This is a genomic window from Streptococcus sp. CF8_Ac1-9 (assembly GCF_024295565.1).
In the GTDB taxonomy this organism is placed as follows: domain Bacteria; phylum Bacillota; class Bacilli; order Lactobacillales; family Streptococcaceae; genus Streptococcus; species Streptococcus parasanguinis_X.
Genome location: NZ_JANCOY010000003.1, coordinates 250,936 through 269,715, shown reverse-complemented (window position 1 = coordinate 269,715; position 18,780 = coordinate 250,936). Strand labels below are relative to the sequence as shown.

At 42.8% G+C, this 18,780-nt stretch carries 17 protein-coding genes; 2 read left to right on the top strand and 15 right to left on the bottom strand.

From position 1 onward, the window contains the following. Window positions 1–45: 45 nt before the first annotated feature. The 9 genes from sufB to NML76_RS07160 form a co-directional block, all read right to left on the bottom strand. A complete protein-coding gene (sufB, locus tag NML76_RS07200; RefSeq protein ID WP_003004111.1) occupies window positions 46–1,458 on the bottom strand; it encodes a Fe-S cluster assembly protein SufB in 1,413 nt (470 codons plus the stop codon). A gap of 32 nt (window positions 1,459–1,490) precedes the next feature. Further along, window positions 1,491–1,925: a Fe-S cluster assembly sulfur transfer protein SufU gene (gene sufU / locus NML76_RS07195; protein ID WP_003010276.1), complete on the bottom strand. Its 435-nt coding sequence runs from the start codon at window positions 1,923–1,925 to the stop codon at window positions 1,491–1,493. Further along, on the bottom strand, window positions 1,912–3,138 hold the full coding sequence (locus tag NML76_RS07190) for a cysteine desulfurase (RefSeq protein WP_254733167.1): 1,227 nt from the start codon (window positions 3,136–3,138) through the stop codon (window positions 1,912–1,914). Before NML76_RS07190 ends, sufU begins: the two co-directional genes overlap by 14 nt. Before the next feature lie 9 nt (window positions 3,139–3,147). Continuing rightward, window positions 3,148–4,410 (bottom strand): Fe-S cluster assembly protein SufD, encoded by a 1,263-nt coding sequence (gene sufD, locus NML76_RS07185; RefSeq protein WP_254733165.1) that lies wholly within the window; start codon window positions 4,408–4,410, stop codon window positions 3,148–3,150. A 66-nt stretch (window positions 4,411–4,476) separates the two neighbouring features. Next, on the bottom strand, window positions 4,477–5,247 hold the full coding sequence (gene sufC, locus NML76_RS07180; RefSeq protein WP_003004238.1) for a Fe-S cluster assembly ATPase SufC: 771 nt from the start codon (window positions 5,245–5,247) through the stop codon (window positions 4,477–4,479). A 134-nt stretch (window positions 5,248–5,381) separates the two neighbouring features. Beyond that, entirely contained in the window at window positions 5,382–6,539 is a 1,158-nt protein-coding gene (locus NML76_RS07175; protein WP_049485793.1) for a glycosyltransferase family 4 protein, read from the bottom strand. Further along, on the bottom strand, window positions 6,536–7,273 hold the full coding sequence (mecA, locus tag NML76_RS07170; protein ID WP_049485792.1) for an adaptor protein MecA: 738 nt from the start codon (window positions 7,271–7,273) through the stop codon (window positions 6,536–6,538). Before mecA ends, NML76_RS07175 begins: the two co-directional genes overlap by 4 nt. Window positions 7,274–7,408: 135 nt before the next feature. After that, window positions 7,409–8,245 carry an undecaprenyl-diphosphate phosphatase gene (locus NML76_RS07165; protein ID WP_254733163.1) on the bottom strand — a complete coding sequence of 279 codons (837 nt, stop codon included), beginning with the start codon at window positions 8,243–8,245 and terminating at the stop codon, window positions 7,409–7,411. Between the two features lie 108 nt (window positions 8,246–8,353). Then, on the bottom strand, window positions 8,354–10,261 hold the full coding sequence (locus tag NML76_RS07160; RefSeq protein ID WP_254733161.1) for a DUF2207 domain-containing protein: 1,908 nt from the start codon (window positions 10,259–10,261) through the stop codon (window positions 8,354–8,356). A gap of 117 nt (window positions 10,262–10,378) precedes the next feature. Between NML76_RS07160 and NML76_RS07155 the strand changes: the two genes are divergently transcribed. Together NML76_RS07155 and NML76_RS07150 are read left to right on the top strand one after the other, a co-directional pair. Continuing rightward, the gene (locus NML76_RS07155) at window positions 10,379–11,941 is read left to right on the top strand and encodes an ABC transporter substrate-binding protein/permease (protein WP_254733159.1); all 1,563 of its coding nucleotides are present in this window, start codon (window positions 10,379–10,381) and stop codon (window positions 11,939–11,941) included. Next, window positions 11,941–12,681 (top strand): amino acid ABC transporter ATP-binding protein, encoded by a 741-nt coding sequence (locus tag NML76_RS07150; protein ID WP_254733157.1) that lies wholly within the window; start codon window positions 11,941–11,943, stop codon window positions 12,679–12,681. Before NML76_RS07155 ends, NML76_RS07150 begins: the two co-directional genes overlap by 1 nt. Window positions 12,682–12,800: 119 nt before the next feature. On the opposite strand, the gene NML76_RS07145 is transcribed toward NML76_RS07150, so the two are convergent. The 6 genes from NML76_RS07145 to NML76_RS07120 form a co-directional block, all read right to left on the bottom strand. Then, window positions 12,801–13,016: a hypothetical protein gene (locus tag NML76_RS07145; RefSeq protein WP_003004771.1), complete on the bottom strand. Its 216-nt coding sequence runs from the start codon at window positions 13,014–13,016 to the stop codon at window positions 12,801–12,803. A gap of 108 nt (window positions 13,017–13,124) precedes the next feature. Continuing rightward, window positions 13,125–14,018, bottom strand: a complete 894-nt coding sequence (locus tag NML76_RS07140; protein WP_254733155.1) for an SPFH domain-containing protein — start codon at window positions 14,016–14,018, stop codon at window positions 13,125–13,127. A 110-nt stretch (window positions 14,019–14,128) separates the two neighbouring features. Then, complete coding sequence (gene ilvA / locus NML76_RS07135; protein WP_049490461.1) at window positions 14,129–15,379, bottom strand: threonine ammonia-lyase IlvA; 1,251 nt, start codon at window positions 15,377–15,379, stop codon at window positions 14,129–14,131. Window positions 15,380–15,455: 76 nt separating this feature from the next. Next, complete coding sequence (ilvC, locus tag NML76_RS07130; protein ID WP_003004157.1) at window positions 15,456–16,478, bottom strand: ketol-acid reductoisomerase; 1,023 nt, start codon at window positions 16,476–16,478, stop codon at window positions 15,456–15,458. A 68-nt stretch (window positions 16,479–16,546) separates the two neighbouring features. Further along, the gene (gene ilvN / locus NML76_RS07125; protein WP_254733153.1) at window positions 16,547–17,023 is read right to left on the bottom strand and encodes an acetolactate synthase small subunit; all 477 of its coding nucleotides are present in this window, start codon (window positions 17,021–17,023) and stop codon (window positions 16,547–16,549) included. Then, entirely contained in the window at window positions 17,016–18,716 is a 1,701-nt protein-coding gene (locus NML76_RS07120) for an acetolactate synthase large subunit (RefSeq protein ID WP_049523042.1), read from the bottom strand. Before NML76_RS07120 ends, ilvN begins: the two co-directional genes overlap by 8 nt. Window positions 18,717–18,780 lie beyond the last annotated feature (64 nt).

Below are 18,780 nucleotides of genomic sequence, written 5' to 3'. Positions count from 1 at the left end.
ACAATGGAGTCAGGTCCATTGTGATTTTTGATTGATGAAAATGAATTATCCTACAGATCCTTCCATTTCGTAGCTAATGAGTCGGTTTAACTCAACAGCATATTCCATTGGAAGTTCTTTTGTAAAGGGTTCTACAAATCCCATGACAATCATTTCTGTCGCTTCTGATTCAGACAGACCACGACTCATCAAATAATAAAGTTGCTCTTCTGAGATTTTTGAAACTTTAGCTTCGTGCTCCAAAGCAACTTGTGAGTTGTGGATTTCATTAAATGGAATCGTATCTGATGCAGATAAATCATCCATGATAATGGTGTCACACTCGATGTGAGAAACTGACTTCTTGGAATTTTTGTTAAAGGTAACTTGTCCACGGTAGTCTACCTTTCCACCACCCTTCGCGATGGATTTGGATACGATAGACGAGCTAGTGTGGGGTGCATTGTGGATCATCTTGGCACCTGTATCTTGGTGTTGACCTGTATTCGCGAAGGCAATGGACAACATGGTCCCACGCGCTCCTTCTCCATCCAGATAAACAGATGGGTACTTCATGGTTGTCTTCGCTCCTAAGTTCCCGTCGATCCACTCAACTGTGGCATCTTTTTGAGCTTTGGCCCGCTTGGTAACCAAGTTGTAGACATTGTCTGACCAGTTTTGAATGGTCGTGTAGCGCATATAAGCACCATCCAAGGCAAAGATCTCAACAATCGCTGCATGGAGGCTATTGCTTGAGTAGGTCGGCGCTGTACAGCCTTCTACATAGTGAACACTTGCTCCCTCATCCACGATAATCAACGTGCGCTCAAACTGACCTGTATTTTCATTGTTGATACGGAAGTAAGTTTGAAGGGGAACGTCTACTTTTACGCCTTTTGGTACATAAATGAAGGTTCCACCAGACCAGACTGCTGAGTTGAGGGCAGCCAATTTGTTATCCGTTGGCGGTACCAACTTCGCAAAGTACTGTTTGAAAAGATCTGGATATTCTTTTAGGGCAGAATCAGTATCGGTAAAGATAATCCCCAACTTTTCAAACTCTTCTTTCATATTGTGGTAAACCACTTCTGATTCATACTGAGCAGAAGCCCCTGCTAAGTAAGCACGTTCTGCTTCAGGAATTCCGATACGCTCAAAGGTTTCTTTGATTTTCTCTGGAACTTCGTCCCATGAACGGGCAGGTTTATCCGAAGGTTTTTGATAATAGATCAAATCATCAAAGTCAATTTCTGATAGATCGGCTCCCCAGGTTTGCATGGGCATCTTTTTGAAGGTTTCAAAAGATTTCAAACGGAATTCTAGCATCCATTCTGGTTCATTTTTTGCTGCAGACAATTCACGAATAACCGCTTCATTCAATCCCTTCCCGGTAGAGAGAATGGGTTGAACGTCATCGTGAAATCCAAATTTATATTCACCGAGATCAATTGGTTTCGGTTCGACTCTTTCTTCAGCCATAATTTCCTTTCTTTCTCTGTTTCTTCTTTTAATTATTTGCTACGTTCGATCGCTTTTTTGAGAGCATTCCAGGAGAGGGTCGCACATTTAATCCGTTGTGGGAATTTTGAGACTCCAGATAAGAAGGCTGCGTCTCCTAATTCCTCTTGGCGAGGATCTGACTGGCCTTGGACCATTTCTGAAAAGACCTGTGCCAATTCTTCGACTTCCTCTTTTGTTTTTCCCATTACAGCATCTGTCATCATACTAGCTGAAGCCGTTGAGATCGTACAGCCTGAATTCACAAAGGCAATATCTTCCACCCTGTCATTCTCATCAAATTTCACACTTAACTGGATCACATCTCCACAAGTTGGATTGTTGAGTTGGATCTGATCAACATCTTCAATTTGTCCTTGGTGGTGGGGGTGTTTTGAATGATCGGCTACGACCGCCATGTACAGCGAATCTAATTTAGAAAGTGCCATTGAAAAACTCCTTTGCTTTGATCAATGCCTCAATTAATTTATCACAGTCCGCTTTGGTGTTGTAGATATAAAAACTTGCTCTCGTTGTCGCTGGGACTTGTAGGTATTGAAGGAGCGGTTGTGCACAGTGGTGACCTGCACGAACGGCAATCCCTTCATAATCTAGTGCTGTTGCTAAGTCATGCGGATGGAGATCTCCTAGATTAAAGGAAATGACGCCAGAACGTTGGGCTAAGTCTTGGGAACCATAGATGGTCAAGCCTTCGATAGCCTGTAATTTTGGAAACACATAGGCAATCAGTTTTTGCTCATGCGCTTCTACCTGGTCCATACCCAGCTCTTCTAAGTAATCGATTGCTGCACCAAGACCAATTGCTCCCGCCATATTAGGTGTTCCAGCTTCAAATTTCCAAGGCAATTCCTTCCAAGAGGCAGATTGTTCGTAAACAAAGTCAATCATCTCGCCCCCAAACTCGATCGGAGACATTTGCTCTAAGATTTCTTCCTTCCCATAGAGGACACCAATCCCTGTTGGTGCAGCCATCTTGTGGCCAGAAAAAGCAAAGAAATCCGCATCTAAGTCTTGTACATCAATGGCCATATGAGGGGTTGATTGAGCCCCATCTACGACCATGATCGCTCCAACTTCATGAGCTAATCGAGCAATTTCCTTGATCGGATTGACCACCCCTAAGACATTCGAAGCATGGGTGATGGAGACAAATTTTGTCTTCTCACTAAGCTTGCTCTTTAAGTCCTGCATATCCAGTAAGCCATCTTTTAGATAGACATAGACCAGTTTTGCTCCCGTCTTCTTGCAGGCTTGCTGCCAAGGAATGATATTGGAGTGATGTTCCATGATGGAAATCAGGACCTCATCCCCTTCCTTTAGGACTTCTTCTGCGTAGCGGGCTACCCAGTTGAGTCCGGTCGTTGTCCCTCTTGTAAAGAGCACTTCCTTGGTTGATGAAGCATTGATAAATTTTCTGACTTTCTCACGCGCTGCCTCATAGGCTGCTGTCGCTCGTTCAGCCAAAGTATGGACTCCACGATGAACATTGGCGTTATCTTGCAAATAATAGTGATTAACTGCTTCAAGAACACGTTTAGGTTTTTGCGTCGTCGCTGCATTATCTAGATAAACCAAAGGCTCATCGTGAACTAGTTGATCGAGAATGGGAAAATCTTGAGCAATCGTATTTTTATCTAGCATTGTTTCTCCTTAGCGTTGAGATAACTTTTCTTCGATGGTAGCAATCATTTCATCACGTACTTCTTTAACTGGGATTTCAACAATAACAGATCCCAAGAAACCACGCACCACTAAGCGTTCTGCTGTGTGTTGATCCAGACCACGACTCATGAGGTAATACATATCTTCTGGGTCCACTTGACCGATCGATGCAGCATGGCCTGCTGTAACGTCATTTTCATCAATCAAGAGGATTGGGTTGGCATCTGAACGCGCTTGGTCCGATAACATCAAAACACGGCTTTCTTGCTGAGCATCAGCTCCTTTAGCCCCCTTGATAATATGACCAATTCCGTTGAAGGTCAAGGTTCCTTTTTCAAGAATAACCCCGTGTTGCAAGATATTTCCGATCGAGTTGCAACCAAAGTTGGTCACGCGGGTGTCAATTCCTTGCACCTGACGACCGCTTGATAAGGCAACGACTTTCAAATCTGCATGACTTCCGTTTCCAACCAAGTCACTGTCAAAATCTGCAACCACGTTGCCTTCGTTCATAACACCGATAGCCCAATCAATGCTGGTATCCTGACCTAGTTTTCCACGTCGACTGATGTAGGCTGTGACATTTTCACCCAGACGGTCAATCGCCGCAAATTTCACTTGGGCACCTGAGCGGGCAATCACCTCAACCGTCACATTAGCAGTTGCTGTTGCTGAGCCATCACCTTTTGATTCTAGGCGTTCCAAATAGCTAAACTTGCTGTTTTTGCCTGCAATAATCAAAATGTGTTTATTAAAAGGTACATCACTATCACTATCCTGGTAGAAAATGCCTTCGATTGGTTCTGAAATTTCGACGTTATCTGGAATATAGAGGACAGCCCCACTATTAAAATAAGCTGTGTGGTATGCTGCTAGTTTATCATCATCGTATTTAACCGAAGACATAAAGTAGTCTTCTACCACCTGCGGAATTTCTTCTAGGGCAGAATGGAAATCTGTAAAAAGGACTCCTTGGTCTGCCAAGGCTTGTGGCACCTGTTCAAAAACAGTCTGAGTTCCAACTTGGACCAATTTTAAGTTTGAATCGAGGGCTGTAAAATCGGGAACATTGGCAGAAGCCTCACTTTCTGTGATCGTCCCATCCCCAAGGTTCCAGCGGTGAAATTTGACGCGTTCAATGGCTGGCAATTCCAACTGATCGATCTTGTCAAAAGCTTTTTTTCGTAAATCTTGCAGCCAGCTTGGCTCAGCATGCAGTTCCGAAAAGAGGGTAATATTTTCAATACTCATTTTTTTCTCCTAATAAAGATACTATCTGTTTGATTTTATGACAACATTAGATCACTTGTCATCAGGTTATAGTTCTTCTTTATAGTCGTAACCGAGTTCTTCTGCGAGTTGGGCATAGCCTTCACGTTCCAAGCGTGCAGCCAATTCTGGTCCACCTGAAAGCACAACACGACCTTCCATCATCACATGAACGACGTCAGGAGTAATATAGTTCAACAAACGTTGGTAGTGGGTGATGATCATCGCTCCAAAACCTTCACCCCGCATCGCATTAACCCCTTTAGATACGACCTTAAGAGCATCAATATCCAAACCAGAATCAATTTCATCCAAAAGAGCAAATGTTGGCTCCAACATCAATAATTGAAGGATTTCATTCCGTTTTTTCTCACCACCAGAGAATCCTTCATTGAGGTAGCGTTCTGCCATTTCTTCTTTCATGTTGAGCAGTTCCATCTTTTCATCCAATTTTTTGATGAAATCACGAATAGAGATCTTCTCGTCCTCTTCTTTACCAGCATTCATGGCTGCACGTAAAAATTCTGCATTGGTAATTCCTGGGATTTCTGAAGGGTATTGCATGGCAAGGAACAAGCCCATCCGTGCACGTTCGTCCACTTCCAATTCTAAGATGTTGACACCATCAAACAGAATCTCCCCTTTGGTTACTTCATAATTTGGGTTTCCCATAATGGCAGCTGACAGAGTAGATTTCCCTGTTCCGTTTGGTCCCATGATGGCTGCGATCTCACCAGTTTTTAGGGTCAGGTTTACACCTTTTAAAATTTCTTTGCCTTCAATTTCAACGTGAAGGTCTTTAATTTCTAATGTCGACATTGCATTCCCTTTCTTTTTACTTTGAAGTCTAGAAGGTTCTCAAAGCATCGATTCCTTCATCACAAAGTATTTTTTTACCTTTCAAGTATATCAAAAAAAAGCCTAAATGGCTTTTCTTTTGATTAGAACTATTCTTATTTAGTTTTTTCTTTTCGTTTTTGACGAACTTCCTCCCGGTAGGAAGAATTCCCTATATAGCGCAGAACATTTAACAAAGGACTATGATGTGGCCCTAAAACCCCAATCAATTCTGCTAACAACTCTACTCCAAACAAGAGCCCGATCACAAGTAGGACACCCCCAATGCGACTCGAGATGTTGAGCAAGAGAGAAATCAAGGAGAAAATCATCGAAATCCCATAGATCACAAGTACAGTTCCCCGATGTGTCAAGCCCAGAGAAAGAAGTCGGTGGTGCAAGTGATTGCGATCCGGTTTATAAAATTTTTGACCAGATAGGGTCCGACGGATAATGGCTAAAAAGGTATCTGTAATCGGTACTCCGAGGATAATCATTGGTGTGACTACCGCAACAGCTGTCGCATTTTTCAAACCTTGCAAGGACAAGACAGAAATCATGAATCCGATAAACAAGGCACCGGTGTCTCCTAGATAGAGAATGGCTGGATGGTAGTTAAAGGGAAAGAAACCTGCGATGGACGCAACCAAGACAAAGATGGTCATGGTCAGAAAGAGATTGGGGACTGGTAGAAAGAAATAGGACACAATCCCCATTGTCACTAGGGAAATAATAGAGACCCCACTCACCAAGCCATCTAATCCATCAATCAGATTGACTGCATTGGTAATGGCAACAATCCAAATCACTGTCAAAAGATACGATAGCCATGGTTCAAAATGAAGTAAGGGACCACCGAACGGAATCTTGAAATCATTCAGCCGAAAATCTGTCAAAAACCAGACCAGACTCGCTGCCAGCAGGATACCGATCATCTTTTTCTTGGCTGACAACTCTTTTACATCATCGATCAAGCCTGTAAGAGCGATAATCCATCCCGCTCCTACGACCGGCAAGGTATAGGATAGGTAACTTTTGATTGGTGCGGTGGTGGATGTCAGCATAGGAATAAACACGAGAGTCGCAATTGAAAAAGCAATCACGATAGCCAGTCCACCCGCGCTTGGCATGGGCTTGGTATTGATCCGACGCGCATTCGGATAATCTACGGCATCAATCTTAAAGGAGAACAAGCGAACCAAGGGCGTCAATACCAAGGCAATCATAAAAGTCCCAATCAGCACCAGAACAAATTGCAAGGAAAAGGACATCATAAGCTAGCAACTTTCTTCAAATTCTCAATCGCCCCAGACAACATTAGTAAGTGACCATGTTCCTGCAGAACGGCCCGTGTCACTTCTGAATCATCCGCATACTCCCGAATGATGGCAAGCAACCAGGTTGGATATTGATTTGGTTGATCCTCTGTATCGATCAAGACAGTTAAATAATAATCTGACTCCATTTTGTATAATTCAGAAGTATCCACTGGGAAGCTTACCGTTTTTGAAAAGGCAACTGCTTGCTGGATATTTGAAAAACGCAAAATGTAATAAATATACTGACTTACTGGTGCTTCAGGTGTCGGATCTTGTTCTTGATTGTCCCGCAACTCTTCTTGTTCCAAATGGTGAATGGCTTCTGCATCCCCTTTTGTCTTATCAGAGATTGTTTTTTCCAGGGTTTTGATAAATTCATCTGGCGTCATGCGCGACAATTCTTCCATATCAGGAAGATCTGACAAATCCTCAAAATCCAATTGTTGATCAATTTTTGATTTGGTAACAAAAACATCCAATTTATCTGGTTTTGGTGTCACGCGAAAACTCAGCATCCCGCTATCCAGGAAGCTTTCTGGCATTTCGAGTTCATCCAAAATGGCATAGAAAAATTCTTCTGTTTTTTCTTGTGGGACAAGAAAATCAGCAATTTCCATCCCGCGTTCTTCTAAGTCTTCTAGTTGGATCGTGATCTTAATTGTTGAATCACTAATTTGCTTCATCTTCATAGCATAACCTCATACTTCTAGTCTTACTATTATACTAAAAAAATGGATAGAATTCAAAAAAAGGATGCATAGAAAAGAGGTCAGGACAAAAGTCTCCAACCTCAATAAACAATTTGATCGAGTTCAACCGTTCTCTTAGAAAATAACACGGAAGAGGCCATACAATAACAAGATGGAACCAAGAACAATACGGTATTTCCCAAAGACGGTGAAATCATGATTTTTCACATAATCTGTCAAGAAGCGGATGGCGTACATGCTGACTACGAATGCCACTCCCATCGCTACCAGTAGAATAAAAAGTTGCCCTAGTGCAAGTGAATGCCCGCCAAGAGCGAATTTCCCAACCTTTAAGAGACTAGCCCCAAACATAGCCGGGATACCCAGATAAAAGGTAAACTCTGTCACCACTGGACGGCTAACACCATTGATCAAGCCCCCTACAATCGTAGCACCTGAACGGCTTGTACCTGGAAATAGCGATAAGACTTGGAAAAGTCCGATATAAAGAGCTGTTCGATAAGGTAACTTATGCAACTCTGTCACTGCAGGTTCGACCTGTTCCCGTCTTTCCAAATAGATAAAGGCAATCCCGTAGGTAATCAACATAATTGCAACGGAAATCGAATTGTGGAAATGCGCCTCAAACCAATCATCTAATTTAAAAACAAAGACAAGCGGGAGGGTTGCAACTGCAACTTTTGCCCATAACTGCCAGGTCCGACGCACTTCTACTGCTGATTTCCCTGGTTTAAACGGATATAATTTATCAAAATAAATTACCACAACCGCTAGGATCGCACCCAATTGGATCACAACATTGAACATCTCCATAAAGGCTGGATCTTGGTTTTTAAACTGCACAAAATCCTGTAGTAGAATCAAGTGACCTGTACTTGAGATCGGTAGCCATTCTGTAATCCCCTCGACAATCCCAAAAAGGATCGCTTTGATTAATTCGATCAGAAACATCTTTTTCTCCTAAACTTACATTTGCTCTATTATATCATAAATCTATGGACCGGACCAGGCCTTCCAAACTAGAAGGGTAAGAGAGACTAAGACCATTCTTAGTGCTGCTTAGAAGGCACCAAAGCCTCCTCCGCCTCCTCCGCCAGAGAAGCCTCCTCCACTACCAGAAGAAACTGTGAAATGACTAGCTGTCGATGCTGTCGATCCATAAGTAGACATGGCATGACTTGAGTGGGTCACATCATGATAGAATGGGGTGTAAACGAAAGCATTTAAGGCTTGATTTTCTAACTGAATATTCCGAAGTTTCATGACCTTTGTGACCTGATCGGCTACACCATACAAGGCCGCATAGACCAATAAGCGGTTCCATAGGACAAGAGACTGCAACTCTGCATCGTTGAGGTGGGCAATCTCTTTCAACATCCGACCAAAACTATCCCAGTAATAGCGTTGCTCAGCACCCGCAAGATTGACAACCCCATCTCGTAGGCAGGCTTTAAAGACACCATTGAAGCGCACTGGCATAAACCAAAGTATGAGGATCCCTATCAAACAAGGAACAGAGAACCAACCCATCCCAAAGATAGCAAAGATTTCTGCTCCAAGAGCGATAAACCAAGCAGCCCAACCAAAGAAGAGACTTCGTCTAGCTTGTGCTTCTTCATTTGCCTCTAAAGGGCGATAGTAGCTTGGCAAATGGAGATCTTCCACCTTGCGATGAACATCTCGGGCCACTTGGTTGACAGCCGTATCAAAACGAGCCTGAGCCTTACTTCCTAGTGAACGAATCGCATCTTGATCTGCTTTTTTAGCATGTTTGTATACATCATCACTAAATTCATAATTCTCAAAGAGACGGTTAACAGGACAGGAAACTTGATCCCCAAAAGCCATATTCATAAAGGAGCGTTCAAAATCATCCACATGTCCATGAGACTTTCTCGTCAAAACGACTTCATTTCCTTGTTGCTCGTAGACAATCACTCCACGATCCATCAAATCCAGCAATGTAGCTTGAAGCATTTTTTCAAATGTAAACACTGGCGGAGTTGCCTTCTCTTTATTGGTCGGGGAGGCCTCGTCTAATTCAGCTGAATAAACAACCGAGCTCATAACAAGAGGTGCAATATCCTGTGGAATCTCATAAAGACGAGTATTGGTCGGATAGGTCACACCAGGCCAAATCATTTTTTTGAACCGATTGCGACCCAAGAGAGAAAGAAGCCAGAGTGCAATAATGAAGGCTGGCAAGATCCAGTTCCAAAACATGCGTGTCCAGTATTTTTCCTGTTCAATTTTAGCTTGGTTCTTGTGAAATTCATCCAATTTGGTTAATCCTGTATTTCGACCAGAATCATACAAAGTAGTTAGATCTGACTTCAACCAGTAACCATACAACTCCACAGCCTTTCCTTTGCCTAGGTTATAGAAAGTGGCAGAATAGATTCCATCTTCTTTCTTTACAGTCACATCCGGTCCCATAAAGGCTGTATGGATATACAGTTCCGATTGGGCATTAGCTGGTGCAAACTTAGGGATGACACGAAATTGAACTTCATCCACCTTCTGATCACCATCAGTAATTGGTTTCCAGTTTAACTGCAAGATATCCTTGTGTGAATAAAGAAGATTTTTTAATTTCCATGTGACTTTAATTTTGACTGTATCTGTCGCCACACCACTGTTATAAATTTTCACCCGGTAGCCATCACCTAGATTCGTAATCTCGGGTTCTCTTTGAAGATCACGGCCTTCCACCTCAACCTTTGGTGGCATCTCAATTGCGAAGCCTTGTGGCATATTCCCCGCCGTTCCTAGACTAACATACTGCCCTCTGTAAGAATCTTTGAAATAATAGACCAACTCCTCCTCATAGGTGGCGTCGTCCCAGTTGTCCAAGGTCAAGGTTCCACCATAGTACAATACATCATAAGAGGGGCTAGATGCATGGACGTTCTGACTAACAAAAAGGCAGGCCAGAAAGGCGAAAAAAACATACAAATACTTTTTCATTTGATCACGCTCCTTTGTATTATTATAGCATTTTTTAAATAAAAAGAGGAGCATGCTTGAAATGCAACCTATTTTACCGTACAATAGGAAGAGTTAAAATAAGGAAGAGGAGAAAAAATGAAAAAAACATTATTCGCGCTCTTAACAGGGCTTTTCATTTGCCTAGGCATCACACAGGTTGCTCATGCAGATGACTATTTACGAATTGGGATGGAAGCCGCTTACGCTCCTTTCAACTGGACCCAGGAAGATGATTCAAATGGAGCCGTGAAGATTGATGGTACCAACCAATATGCCAATGGGTACGATGTCCAAATCGCCAAAAAAGTTGCTGAGGATTTAGGTAAAAAACCTTTGATCGTGAAAACATCTTGGAACGGTTTAATTCCAGCACTCACATCTGGTAAAATCGATATGATTATCGCCGGGATGAGTCCCACTGCTGAACGTAAAAAAGAGGTCGCCTTCTCTAATAGCTACTATACCAGCGAGCCGGTCATGCTGGTCCGCAAAGACGGAAACTATGCGAATGCCACTAGTCTAGATGACTTTAAAGATGCAAAGGTTACCTCTCAACAAGGGGTCTACCTCTACTCGCTCATTTCTCAACTCAAAGGGGCAAAACAAGAAACCGCCATGGGAGACTTTGCTCAAATGCGTCAAGCGCTTGAATCCGGCGTCATCGATGCTTATGTTTCCGAACGACCAGAAGCCATAACCGCTGAGTCCGCTAATTCAAAATTTAAGATGATCCAATTCAAAAAAGGATTTGAAGTTGGAGAAGAAGATGCGACCATCGCTATCGGGATGAAGAAGGGTGATACTAGACTTGACCAAGTCAATGCCGCACTAGCTAAGATTTCGTTTGAAGACCAAGTCAAACTCATGGATGATATGATTAAGAAGCAACCAGCTTCCAGTGATGCTAGTGATGATAAGCAGACATTCTTTAGCCAAGTGATGAAGATTTTAAAGGATAATGGCCCACAGTTCTTACGGGGAACTGGAATGACCCTCTTAATCTCTATGACTGGAACTATCGCTGGGTTGATTATCGGTTTGTTAATCGGTGTCTTCCGAACAGCTCCGAAGGCTAAAAATAAATTCCTTGCTGGATGTCAAACTGCCTTTGGTTGGTTCCTCAATGTCTACATTGAAATCTTCCGTGGAACTCCGATGATCGTTCAATCCATGGTCATTTTCTATGGTTCCGCCCAAGCCTTCAACATTTCCTTGGATCGTACCTGGGCCGCCATCTTTATCGTATCAATCAATACCGGAGCTTATATGAGTGAGATTGTTCGTGGTGGGATCTTAGCAGTGGATCCAGGTCAGTTTGAAGCAGCGACTGCTCTAGGAATGACCCATGGACAAACCATGCGCAAGGTCGTCCTTCCACAGGTTGTTCGCAATATCTTGCCAGCAACAGGGAATGAATTTGTTATTAACATCAAGGATACATCTGTTTTAAATGTTATCTCTGTAGTTGAACTGTACTTTACAGGAAATACGGTCGCAACTCAAAACTACCAATACTTCCCAACCTTTACGATCATCGCTGTGATTTACTTCGTTCTCACCTTTACCATCACACGAATTCTTCGCTACATCGAACGTCGCTTAGATTCTGATACTTATACTACAGGTGCAAATCAAATGCAAGTCAATGAGGTGAAATAATGACAGAAAAAATTCTTGAAATTAAACATTTAAAAAAATCTTATGGTCAAAATGAGGTTTTGAAAGATATTTCGCTCACGGTTGAAAAAGGAGAGGTGATCTCCATCATCGGGAGCTCAGGTAGCGGAAAATCAACCTTTCTTCGCTCCATCAATCTTCTAGAGACTCCTACTGCTGGAGAGATTCTCTATCGTGGGCAAAATGTTCTTGACCCTGAATATGATCTTACCCACTACCGCGAGAAATTGGGAATGGTTTTCCAAAGCTTTAATCTTTTTGAAAATTTAAATGTCTTGGAAAATACCATTGTGGCACAAACGACCGTCCTCAAGCGTGATCGTGAAACCGCAGAAAAAGTTGCCAAAGAAAACCTTGAAAAAGTCGGTATGGGATCTCAATATTGGGCTGCCCGTCCGAAACAACTTTCAGGTGGTCAAAAGCAACGGGTCGCTATCGCACGTGCCCTCTCTATGGATCCTGATGCCATTCTCTTCGATGAACCCACTTCTGCCCTAGATCCAGAAATGGTTGGAGAAGTCTTGAAAATCATGCAGGACCTGGCAAAAGAAGGTCTCACCATGATTGTTGTCACCCACGAAATGGAATTTGCCCGCGATGTCTCTAGCCGTGTCATCTTCATGGACAAGGGGGTCATTGCTGAGCAGGGAGATCCAAAAGAAATCTTTAGTAATCCCAAAGAAGAACGGACCAAGGAATTCCTTCAACGCTTCTTACACTAATCTCTTGAAACAGTTTGCTTACCAATATGGAAGCAAGCTGTTTTTTGTACCTCCTCTTCTTTTAAGGCATAGAAAAAACCAGAGAGGAAGCCTCTCTGGTTTTTAATTGGAACAACAAATTAATCTTCGAATTTTTGATGATTTTTGTCATAAAAATCAATCAATCCGAGTGCAGTTTCAAACGAGATGTTCTTCACTTTTGCACGTCCTTGAGCCAAGGCAATGATAGACATTTCACGGGCATTTGTTTCTTTACTGATACGATATCCCGTAATTTTCTTATCGCGTACCCATCCAACAACTGATTCTACTTTTTCAAAGTTCGATTTAGCCATGATCTTTCTCCTATATTATTATTTCCAATACTAATATAAATTGTTTTGCACATTTTGTCAACTAAAATCGCTGAAAATACGAACCTTTTTTAAAAAATGAGAAAAAATTTACTTTGCTTTCAGGGCTGATAATATTTGTGTACGAATGTTTTCGACGCCATCTGGGTTAGCTGGTAGGAAAATCGTATTATTCCCTTCCTTATCTGCAAAATTATTTAAGGTATCTAAGTACTGATTGGTTAACAGAATAGACATGATTTGCTCTTCGGTCAAGTCTACATTGGCTCCTTTTAACTCTTTAATAGAGTCTGCCAATCCATCGACAATAGCCTTCCGTTGCTCGGCAATACCGACCCCGTGCAAGCGGTCTTTTTCCGCCTCAGCTTCGGCAGCAGTAACGATCTTGATCTTGTCTGCTTCTGCCAATTCCTGAGCTGCCACGCGTTTTCTTTGCGCCGCATTGATCTCGTTCATGGATTGTTTCACTTCGGCATCTGGCTCAACTTTGGTGATCAAGGTTTTTACAATAATATATCCATAAGTTGACATTTCTTCTGCCACTTGTTTTTGAACTTCAAGGGCGATTTCATCTTTTTTCTCAAATAATTCATCCAAGGTCAACTTGGGAACAGAAGAACGCAAAGCATCTTCAATGTATGATTTAATCTGTGATTCTGGACGCATCAACTTGTAGTAGGCATCCTTTACGTTGCTTTCGTTCACTCGGTATTGCGTCGCCACATTCATGGTAACGAATACGTTATCCTGAGTTTTTGTTTCAACCACGATCTCACTCTGCAAGAGGCGCAATTGAACTCGTGCTGCAATTTTATCGATACCAAAAGGCGCTCGCATATGAATGCCACTATCGCTAATTTTTTGATAACGTCCGAAGCGCTCGATGATGGCAACGGATTGTTGCTTGACCACATATAGTGAGCTAATCACAATTAATCCTGCAACCAGTAGCAAGAATAAAACAAAGATAATAAATCCAGGCATAAAAAGTTCCTCCTTTTAATTTACGCATATCATATCACAAGTATTGATAAAAAAGCAATATATTCCTTAAAAATATATTGCTTAAATGGTCGATTGTTTCTGTATAATACTCAGACGAGCATATTATAGAGTGTTTCATTGCCGTTCAAGTTAATGAAAGACGGATCAAAACGCTCGATACGGTTGACCAAGCCTGCATAGTCATGTTTATTGGCTAAAGTAACCCCAATCAAGACAGGGCCTGTTCCCTTACTAGCGCGCTTGATGTATTCAAAACGTGTGATATCATCATTTGGCCCTAAGATATCATTTACAAACTCGCGAAGGGCCCCTGGACGTTGTGGAAAGTTTACGATAAAGTAGTGTTTCACTCCATCGTAGATCAAGGCACGTTCTTCCATTTCAGGCATGCGGTTAATATCATTATTCCCACCTGAGATAATACAACAGATCGTTTTACCCTTGATGTATTCGCGCAAGATCTCTAGAGATGCCACACTAGCAGCTCCCGCTGGTTCGGCAACAATTCCTTGCTTAGAATAAAGATCAATCAAAGTCTCTGAAATCAAACCTTCATCGACCCCAACCAGTGTTTCCACATGCTGACGGGTTACTTCATAGGTTAATTGTCCTACTTTTTGCACGGCAATCCCATCTGCAAATTTATCAATTTCTGGTAATTTGACTGGGCCCCCTGCTTCAAAAGCAGCCTTCATGGAGCGTGCCCCTTCGGCCTCTACCCCAATGACCTCAATCCTAGGCTCTGTTTCTTTGATGTAGGTAGAAACACCTGAAATGAGGCCACCACCTCCTACAGGAACAAGGACTGCATCAAAAGCAATCGATTCTTTTCGAGCTTCCTCAAGGATTTCGTAGGCCACTGTTCCTTGACCAGCCTGTACGTTTGGATCATCAAACGGGTCAATAAAGGTCCGTTTTTCTGCAAGAGTAAATTCTTGGGCCGCCTTAGCTGACGCGTCAAAGGTATCCCCAACCAACTTGATTGTTACATAATCCCCACCAAAGAAGCGGACTTGGCCAATCTTTTGTTGCGGTGTCGTAATCGGCATGAAGATGGTCGCTGGAATCTTCATTTCATTACAAGTATAAGCAACCCCTTGCGCATGGTTCCCCGCAGAAGCACACACTACCCCACGCTCACGCTCTTCTTTTGATAATTGAGAGATCGCAAAGTAAGCACCACGAATTTTGAAAGAACGAACGCGTTGGGCATTTTCTTTTTTCAAATAAATCTTTGCCCCATATTTTTCAGATAAATAGTGGTCGTATTCAAGAGGCGTATTAACAACGACCCCTCTTAATATTTTATAGGCCTTGGCCACATCTTTTGCTGTTATCATTTCATACCTCTGTTGCTGTGTATTGATCAAAAAAGCAAGCCAGGGTGTCCCAACTTGCTTAGTCTTCTACAGACAATTAGTTGTAGATTTTGAAGGCGTCATCGTCGTTTTGACCAACGAATGGCATTGCTTTACGCAATTCAGCACCAACTTTTTCAATTTCAAGTTCTTCAGCTTGTTTGCGGAAGGCTTTCAAACGTGGGAAACCAGCATCGTGGTCTTCAACGAATTCACGCGCAAACTTACCTGATTGGATATCAGCAAGGGCAGCTTTCATGTTTTCTTTTACTTCTGGACCGATGACACGTGGACCAGTTACGAAATCACCAAATTCCGCAGTATTTGAACATGATTGACGCATTTTCTTGAAGCCACCTTCGTAGATCAAGTCAACGATCAATTTCATTTCGTGAAGTACTTCGAAGTAAGCCAATTCAGGGGCATAACCAGCTTCTGTCAAAACTTCAAATCCAGCTTCGATCAAGCTTGTCAAACCACCCATAAGAACGGCTTGTTCACCAAACAAATCTTCTTCTGTTTCTTCTTTGAAGGTTGTTGAAAGAAGACCAACGCGTGCTGAACCAACACCTTTTGCCCAGTCCATTGCGATGTCTTTCGCATTACCAGTAGCATCTTGGTAGACAGCGTAAAGTGCTGGTACACCAAATCCTTCAGTGTAAGTACGACGTACCAAGTGACCTGGTCCTTTTGGTGCAACCATGAAGACATCTACGTCTTCAGGAGCTTTGATGTAACCAAAGTGGATATTGAAACCATGAGCAAATCCGAGAGCTTTACCAGCGCTCAAGTTTGGAGCGATTTCATCTTTGTAGATATCTTTTTGGATTTCGTCTGGTGCCAAGATCATGATGATATCAGCCAATTTAGTTGCTTCTGCAACTGGGTAAGCTTCAAAACCATCTTCTTTTGCTTTATCGAATGATTTACCAGGACGCACACCGATGATCACATCATGACCAGAATCACGCAAGTTTTGTGCGTGGGCATGACCTTGTGAACCATAACCGATAACGGCGATCTTTTTACCATCAAGTGCTGGTACTTTAACGTCTTTTTCGTATTCCATTTGAACTGCCATAAGTAAAATCTCTTTTCTATTTTATTATTTGCCTTTTTAAGGCGGGGTTAACAATGTTAAGGTGAGAATTAATCTCGAGTAAATCCGGTTGCACCGGTGCGCGCGATGTTTTTAATCCCATACGGGCGAATGACACGAATGAGGGCCTCGCTCTTTTCTGCATTTCCCGTCATTTGAACGGTAATCGAGCTCGGAGCTACATCGACCACTGTCGCACGGAACGGTTGGATGATGGCCAAGATCTCTGCCCGTTTCTTAGCTGGTGCAGAAACTTTCACCAAGATCACTTCGCGCTCCAAGTGTGGTTTATCCGTGATATCCCGTACACGGATCACATCCACCTGGCGGTTGAGCTGTTTGATGATTTGCTCCACTTCATCGTGCGAAGCAACATCAATGATGATGGTAATCCGCGATACGTTAGGATTTTCTGTTGCGCCAACAGAGATACTTTCGATATTGACTTGACGTCTCGATAGAACTCCTGTAAAGCGGTTCAGAACACCTGAGCGGTTTTGAAGTTTGGCTGTTAACATTCTACGCATTAAACTTCACCCCCAACATCTCATGATTACTCTTACCAGCTGGTACCATCGGTAAGACATGCTCTTTCCGAGAAATGTCTACTTCGATGAACATTGGTACATCTTCTGTGATGACTTCCAAATCCTTCTCTAGGGTTTCAGGATTATCAAATTTATAATTCTTGATCCCGTAGGCTTGCGCCATCAATTGGAAATCTGGAAGGCTATCAAAGACTGACTCTGATGTCCGACCATCATAGAAGGCTTCTTGCCATTGACGGACCATCCCAAGCGAGTGGTTGTTGAGCATAACGACCTTGATGGGAACTTTATAAATATTTAAGATCGCCAATTCCTGGTTGGTCATTTGGAAACCACCATCTCCGACAAAGAGAACAACTTCTTTATCTGGATTGGCAATTTTCGCTCCGATAGCTGCAGGAACACCGAATCCCATCGTTCCTAGACCACCTGAAGTCACCAATTGGCGCTCATTTTGGTAAGGATAGTATTGAGCTGCCCACATTTGGTGTTGTCCAACGTCTGTGACGACAATAGCGTCACCCTTAGTCAACTCTCCAATGCGTTCGATCACAGCTTGTGGCTGTACAACCCGTTCTTTCTTATCGTAAGAACGAACCCGGTTCTTATCTTGGGTTACCTTTTCGATCCATTTTTCTGTATTGTTATGAACCGTTGGCTCTGCTAGTAACTGCTGCAAGGCCTTCTTCGCATCGCCGACAACTGGAATGTCAATTGCAATGATTTTGCCAATCTCTGCAGGATCAATATCGATGTGGGCAACCTTAGCATTCTTAGCGAAAGTTTTTGGATTACCTGTTAAACGGTCATCAAATCGACAACCAACACTAATCATGAAATCCGTCTCTGTCATGGCAATATTAGCAGCGAAGGATCCGTGCATTCCTCCCATTCCTAGGAAAAGAGGATGACTGGTCGCAATCGTTCCTTGACCTAAAAGACTGGTCACTACTGGAATCTGATAGCGCTCTGCAAAAGCAATCAACTCTTTTGCAGCCCCAGCGTAACTTACCCCACCACCAGCAAGAAGAACTGGTTTTTTAGCCTTACTCAATTGCTTCAAAATCTTTTTGATTTGCAATTCATTTGGTTCAATGGTTGGCTGGTAGCTTGGAAGCTTCACACTTGGTTCATAGATGAAATCTGTCTCTATAGCAGAGACGTCTTTCGGTAGGTCAATCACCACCGGACCAGGACGTCCGGTCGTCGCGATATGGACAGCTTCTGTAATAATCCGCGGAAGGTCTGCCGTCTCACGTACTTGATAATTGTACTTGGTAATGGGCATGGTAATTCCCACAATATCCGCTTCTTGGAAGGCGTCTTTCCCGATTCCAGCGCGATTAACTTGTCCAGTAAAGACTAATAAAGGCACACTGTCGCTCATGGCATCTGCAATCCCTGTAATGGCATTAGTAGCCCCCGGTCCACTCGTGACGACTGCGACACCCAACTTCCCAGTTGATTTGGCATAGCCTTCAGCTTCATGCAAGCACCCTTGTTCGTGTCGTCCAAGAATATGCTTGATACCTTCAAAGCTATAAATAGCATCGTATAAAGGCAACACGGCTCCACCAGGATAACCAAAAATCGTATCGATTCCCAAATCACGCAGGGTTTCAAGGACAAGTTCTGAACCGGTTTTCGCAGTTTCTAAGGTAATTTTCTCCATGTCTCTCCTTTCCAGTACTTTGTTTCTCAAATGAGCATGCTACTATCATACCATTTTTGGAAAA

What these genes read in the sequence shown, in the direction of transcription:
- sufB (WP_003004111.1), bottom strand. Translation starts at nt 1,458, where the DNA reads ATGGCTGAAGAAAGAGTCGAACCGAAACCAATTGATCTCGGTGAATAT.
- sufU (WP_003010276.1), bottom strand. Translation starts at nt 1,925, where the DNA reads ATGGCACTTTCTAAATTAGATTCGCTGTACATGGCGGTCGTAGCCGAT.
- NML76_RS07190 (WP_254733167.1), bottom strand. Translation starts at nt 3,138, where the DNA reads ATGCTAGATAAAAATACGATTGCTCAAGATTTTCCCATTCTCGATCAA.
- sufD (WP_254733165.1), bottom strand. Translation starts at nt 4,410, where the DNA reads ATGAGTATTGAAAATATTACCCTCTTTTCGGAACTGCATGCTGAGCCA.
- sufC (WP_003004238.1), bottom strand. Translation starts at nt 5,247, where the DNA reads ATGTCGACATTAGAAATTAAAGACCTTCACGTTGAAATTGAAGGCAAA.
- NML76_RS07175 (WP_049485793.1), bottom strand. Translation starts at nt 6,539, where the DNA reads ATGATGTCCTTTTCCTTGCAATTTGTTCTGGTGCTGATTGGGACTTTT.
- mecA (WP_049485792.1), bottom strand. Translation starts at nt 7,273, where the DNA reads ATGAAGATGAAGCAAATTAGTGATTCAACAATTAAGATCACGATCCAA.
- NML76_RS07165 (WP_254733163.1), bottom strand. Translation starts at nt 8,245, where the DNA reads ATGTTTCTGATCGAATTAATCAAAGCGATCCTTTTTGGGATTGTCGAG.
- NML76_RS07160 (WP_254733161.1), bottom strand. Translation starts at nt 10,261, where the DNA reads ATGAAAAAGTATTTGTATGTTTTTTTCGCCTTTCTGGCCTGCCTTTTT.
- NML76_RS07155 (WP_254733159.1), top strand. Translation starts at nt 10,379, where the DNA reads ATGAAAAAAACATTATTCGCGCTCTTAACAGGGCTTTTCATTTGCCTA.
- NML76_RS07150 (WP_254733157.1), top strand. Translation starts at nt 11,941, where the DNA reads ATGACAGAAAAAATTCTTGAAATTAAACATTTAAAAAAATCTTATGGT.
- NML76_RS07145 (WP_003004771.1), bottom strand. Translation starts at nt 13,016, where the DNA reads ATGGCTAAATCGAACTTTGAAAAAGTAGAATCAGTTGTTGGATGGGTA.
- NML76_RS07140 (WP_254733155.1), bottom strand. Translation starts at nt 14,018, where the DNA reads ATGCCTGGATTTATTATCTTTGTTTTATTCTTGCTACTGGTTGCAGGA.
- ilvA (WP_049490461.1), bottom strand. Translation starts at nt 15,379, where the DNA reads ATGATAACAGCAAAAGATGTGGCCAAGGCCTATAAAATATTAAGAGGG.
- ilvC (WP_003004157.1), bottom strand. Translation starts at nt 16,478, where the DNA reads ATGGCAGTTCAAATGGAATACGAAAAAGACGTTAAAGTACCAGCACTT.
- ilvN (WP_254733153.1), bottom strand. Translation starts at nt 17,023, where the DNA reads ATGCGTAGAATGTTAACAGCCAAACTTCAAAACCGCTCAGGTGTTCTG.
- NML76_RS07120 (WP_049523042.1), bottom strand. Translation starts at nt 18,716, where the DNA reads ATGGAGAAAATTACCTTAGAAACTGCGAAAACCGGTTCAGAACTTGTC.